Source organism: Methylibium sp., from assembly GCF_031393925.1.
Lineage (GTDB): Bacteria > Pseudomonadota > Gammaproteobacteria > Burkholderiales > Burkholderiaceae_C > Methylibium.
Map to the genome: position 1 here is coordinate 1 of NZ_JANMWL010000265.1, position 5,205 is coordinate 5,205.

Annotated in this window: 4 protein-coding genes; 3 read left to right on the forward strand and 1 reads right to left on the reverse strand. The window is 68.6% G+C overall.

The features are described 5' to 3' along the window. Both RMO12_RS13945 and RMO12_RS13950 read left to right on the forward strand, forming a co-directional pair. On the forward strand, positions 1–378 hold a 378-nt coding region (locus RMO12_RS13945), incomplete at its 5' end, for a chorismate-binding protein (RefSeq protein WP_309639746.1). Positions 379–403: 25 nt separating this feature from the next. Then, a complete protein-coding gene (locus RMO12_RS13950; protein WP_309639747.1) occupies positions 404–1,828 on the forward strand; it encodes an SEC-C metal-binding domain-containing protein in 1,425 nt (474 codons plus the stop codon). A gap of 106 nt (positions 1,829–1,934) precedes the next feature. Here RMO12_RS13950 and RMO12_RS13955 read toward each other — a convergent pair whose 3' ends face one another. After that, positions 1,935–4,451, reverse strand: coding sequence for a DEAD/DEAH box helicase (locus RMO12_RS13955; RefSeq protein ID WP_309639748.1), 2,517 nt, complete (start codon positions 4,449–4,451; stop codon positions 1,935–1,937). Positions 4,452–4,614: 163 nt separating this feature from the next. Between RMO12_RS13955 and RMO12_RS13960 the strand changes: the two genes are divergently transcribed. After that, the coding region (locus RMO12_RS13960) for a type I restriction-modification system subunit M N-terminal domain-containing protein (protein ID WP_309639749.1) at positions 4,615–5,205 on the forward strand (591 nt) is incomplete at its 3' end.

Here is a 5,205-nt window from a genome sequence, read left to right on the forward strand (position 1 = left end):
TACTCGCATGTGATGCACCTGGTGAGCAACGTCGAGGGCGTGTTGCGGCCCGAGGTCGACCAGCTCGACGTGCTGCGCGCCACCTTCCCGGCCGGCACGCTCAGCGGCGCGCCCAAGGTGCGGGCGATGGAGATCATCGACGAGCTCGAGCCGGTGCAGCGCGGCATCTACGGCGGCGCCTGCGGCTACCTGAGCTTTGCCGGCGACATGGACCTGGCCATCGCCATCCGCACCGGCATCATCAAGGACGAGACCCTGTACGTGCAGGCCGCGGCCGGCATCGTTGCCGACTCGGTGCCGGAGTTGGAATGGCAGGAAACCGAGGCCAAGGCACGGGCCCTGCTGCGCGCCGCGGAGCTGGTCGAGGAGGGCTTCTGACAATGACCACCCACACGCTCGTCTCATGAACCACAAGATCGGCCGCAACGACCCCTGCCCCTGCGGCAGCGGCAAGAAATACAAGCAGTGCTGCGGCAAGCCCGAGGCGCCGACGATGCCATCGGCTGAGTCGCACGACGGCGCGGTCGAGCGCGCGGTTGCCTGGCTGGCGCTGCACCATCGGAAGGCCTTTGTCACCGCGCTGGAAGAGGGGATCGACGCCGCGGCCTTCTGCTGCTTCGACGACGACGATGAAGCCGCGGCGGTCGAGGCCATGCGCGGCATCGACGACGCGCTGTGGCAGCAAGTCCAGCTCAACCTGACCGAGTGGTTGCTGGCCGAGGGGGACATCAAGGTCAAGGGTGAGCAACAGCGCGTGGCCGAGCTGTTGCTTGGGGCCAGCGGGCCCCTGCTGTCGGTGGGCCAGCGTGCCTGGTTGGAGCAACTCGCACAGCGGCCACTGCGGCTGTACGACGTCACCGACGTCGTGCCCGGCGCCGGCATCACGCTGTGCGACGCGCTCGACCCCTTGCAGGCGCCGATCGCCGTCACAGAGCGCGAGGGCAGCCGGTCGATGCGGCCGGGCATGCAGATCGGCGCGCGTGTGATGGCGGTGGCCGGCGGGCACCAGCTCTCGGGCGCGGTCTACCCGTTCTCGATGCTGAGCGGGCGCGCCATGCAAGACCAGTTGCGTGTGTTCCTGGAGCAGCCGAGCAAGCACGAGGAAGACAACGTCTTGATGATCGGCCTGTTGATCATCAAGGGCTGGCTGGCGCAGTACCTGCGGCCGGCACCCCTGCCGAGCTTCGTGCACAGCCACACGGGTGAGCCCCTGCTGTTCACGACCGACCACTACGCGGTGCAGGACGGGTCAGCGCTCGACGCCGTGTTGGCGGCGCAGCCCGACGTCCACGGCGACCGCGTTGCCGGTTGGGATCGCCTGATCGAATGCGACGACGGGCAGACGCGTTCGCTGGCGACGGTCGTCGCTGAGCCAGGGGGTCGGCGAGTGTCGTTGCAGTACAAGACGGCGGGCCTGGCGGAACAGGGGCGCCCCTGGTTCGAGGCACTGGCCGGCGACACGGTGAAATTCCTGCTGCGCGAAGTGTCCGACCCGAAGGGTTTGCTGTCGGGCGCGGGCGCTTCGAAGAAGTCGGGTGCCCATGGTGCGGGCAACGCCCCGGGCTTGCCTGCGGGCCTGGACCCGGAGGCGCTGGCGGACGCCATCGCCGGTGTCATCAAGCGCAGCTATGCGCATTGGGCCGACGATCCGATCCCGGCCCTGAACGGCCAGACGCCGCGCCAGGCCATCGCCAGCGAGGCCGGGCTGGAGCGCGTCAAGGGCTTGCTGCGCAGCTACGAGGATGGCGAGGCGCAACAGGCGGGCCAGCAAGGGCGGCGCGAAATTTCGTACCAGTTTCTCTGGGACGATTTGGGTCTGGTGCGATAGCGCGCAGGTAGGTCGGCCAAGCCCGCGCCGGGCCGCCCCAAGCGGTCGGTTCCCCCTTGGGGGGACGACGCCAAAGGCGTCTTGGGGGCCGGTTGAGTGCGTCGCATCACCGCAACCAGGGCTCGAACGCCTTGGCCAGTTGCTGCAGCACAGCGGTGTCGGGCAGGGGCAGGCGCACGCTGGCCTGGCCCGTGATCGGATCGCGTTCGATCGTGATGGGGGCGGCGCCAGCGTTTGCGTCGCCCTTTGCGCCGCCAGCCGTTCGCGCTGTCGCCAGCCCCTGCAACAGCGCGGCTCCGGCTTCGAGGATCGCGGCCCAGGGATCGGCCGGCTCGGCGCGCGGGGCTGCATCTTCGGCGAGGGGCTCCGTCGATGGACCCGGTTGCGCCGTGGCGGCGCCTTGCGCAGACCCCCCGACTGCATCGCCCGCCTGCGACAGATCGACGGTGGCGGACGCTGCGCCGCCCGCGCTGGGTGCCACGGGCGGCTCCGCCACAGGGTCCGCATCGGCCTCGCCCATCGCGCCGGCCACCTGCTCCACGCTCTTCATGAATTGCGACAAGCGCGTGCCCTGCAGGAACACGTCGCGCTCGCCGCCATCGAGCACGCCCGCGAACAGCGACTTCTTGAACGCCAGCACCGAGAGCATGCCCTCCTCGATGCTGCCCTGGCCGACGAAGTTGACCACCTGCACGCCGCGCGACTGGCCCATGCGGTGCACGCGGCCGATGCGCTGCTCCAGCACCGCCGGGTTCCAGGGCATATCCATGTTGACCACCACGGCCGCTGCATGCTGCAGGTTCAGGCCCACCCCGCCGGCGTCGGTGGACAGGAACAACCGGCACTTCGGATCGTTGTGGAATTGCTCGACCAGTGCGCCGCGCTTGTCGCCGGGCACGCTGCCGCTGAACAGCACATGGCCCCAGGCACGCTGGTCTCTACCGTCACCCAAACGGCGCCTGATCAGCTCGTGTGTGCCGAGCCACTGGCTGAAGACGACGGCCTTGGCGCCCGGGTCTTCGAGCAGCTCGTCGAGCACGGTCATCAGCTCGTCCACCTTGTGGCCGTGGTCGGTCTCGTGGTCGAGCAGGAAGGTGCTGTTGCAGGCCATGCGCATGTTTTGCAACGCGCATTGCAGACGGCGCTGGTCGGTGTCAGAGAGGTAGCCGGTCTTGCGCCAGCGCAACACGATGCGCGTGACGATGCCGCCGTTCTCGTCGTGGTGCGCGCGCTGCTGCGGCGTCAGCGGCACGAAGATGCGCTGGTCCACCCGCTCGGGCAACTGCGTCAGCACTTCGGCTTTGCGCCGGCGCAGCATCACCGGTGCCAGGGTCTGGCCGATGCGGTCGAGCGCGCGGTAGCCGATCACGCGGCCGGCCTCGTCGCGCAATTGGTGCTCATCCAGCAGCTTCCAGGTCGGCCCGAGCCGGTGCTGGTCGACGAACTGCACGATCGAGATCAGCTCCTCCAGCCGGTTCTCCAGCGGTGTGCCGGTCAGCACCAGGGCATAGGGGCTCGTGATGCGTTTGAGTGCGCGTGCGGCGATGGTGTTCCAGTTCTTGATGCGCTGGGCCTCGTCGGCGATGACCAGATCGGGCGCCCAGGCGGCGATCAGGTCAGCGTCGCGCGCCAGCGTTTCGTAGTGGGTGATCTTGCAGAAGACGTCATCGCGGTATTGCCCTTGCCGCTGTGCGCGCAGGCCGTGGATCACTTGCGCGTCACGCTCAGAGAAGCGCGCAAATTCGTTCTTCCATTGATGCTTGAGCGATGTGGGGCACACCACCAGGACACGCCGCACGCCGAAGTGGCGCGCGAAGAGTTCGGCCGCCGCCACCGCCTGGATCGTCTTGCCCAGGCCCATCTCGTCGCCGATCAGCGCCCGGCCGGCACGCGCGGCGAACAGCGCGCCCTCGGCCTGGTAGGGGTAGAGCCTGACCTTCAGCAGCTTGGCCAGTGCCTTGTCCTTCACGCCTTTCGGGTAGGCCTCGGCCAGCGCCGCGTGACGGCGCTCGCCATCGCGGATCTGGGCGATGAACTGCCAGACATCGTCGTGGCAGCGCAACTCGTGGCCGCTGTCCTGCGCCATGCGCATCAAGGCATCGAGGCCATCGATGCGATCCCGGGGCAATGCCCAGCCGGCTGCCGCGTCGAAGCATTGCCCGGCGCGTGCCAGCAGCGCTGGCGGGCAGGCCGTGCCGGCACGCAAACGCACCTGGCGCAGGCCCGCATAGTCGAACCAGATTTCGCTGTACTCCGGCTCGATGCCACGGGCCAGCGCCGCCTTGCCGCCGCGCCTGGACTCGAGCTTGGCCAGCGTGAACTCGATGTGCTTGCAGGTGCCCAGGTCGTTGGTCGCGAAGTCCAGGCAGGTGCAGAAATTCTGGCCCAGCGCACTGCCGCGGATCGCCACGCGGTAGCGGCCGCCGCTGGCCGGGTTGTGGACCCGGAATTCCGAGAACACCGGGTCGGTGCCGAGGTTTTCCAGCTCGAAGTGCTGCTCGCGGCCGAACTGGCGCCGCAACGCGGCCTGCCAGTCGACGACAGCCAGCTCCGGCGGGCGGCGCGTGCGCGACAGGCGCGGCTCAGCGGCCGGGGCTGCGTGCGCCCGGCGGGTCTTCGACACGGGTTGGCGAACGGTACGCGTGGGCATGGCGGGTGCACGGTGAATGTGGCGGGAGCGTCGATTCTCGCTGGCCCGTACCCCGTGCGCGGGCGCGACGCCGCAGCCGCGCTGTCTGCAGCCGCAGCGACGACGGCTCGCGATCACCACGCGATACCCTACGCCCATGCTCGAAGACCTCAAGAAGACCCTCTGGGCCACGGCCGACAAGCTGCGCGCCAACATGGACGCCGCGGAGTACAAGCACCTGGTGCTCGGCCTCATCTTCGTCAAGTACATCTCCGACACCTTCAGTGCCAAGCGCGCCGAGCTGACACGGCGTTTCGCTGACTCGGCCGACGAATATTTCATTGCCGGCAGCACGCCCGAGTTGCTGGCCGATGTTGTCAATGCGGAACTGGAAGACCGCGACTACTACCGCGAGGTCAATGTTTTCTGGGTCCCCGAGGCCGCGCGCTGGGAAGCGCTGCGCGCCGCCGCCAAGCAGCCCGACATCGGCAAGCGCATCGACAACGCGCTGTCGCTGATCGAGGCCGAGAACCCCAAGCTCAAGGGCATCTTGGACAAGCGCTTCGCGCGCGTCCAACTGCCCGACGGCAAGCTGGGCGAACTGGTCGACCTGGTGTCCACCATCGGCTTCGGCGCCACGGCCAGCGAGGCGCGCGACGTGCTGGGCCAGGTCTATGAATACTTCCTGGGCATGTTCGCCAGTGCCGAGGGCAAGCGCGGCGGCCAGTTCTACACCCCGCGCAGCATC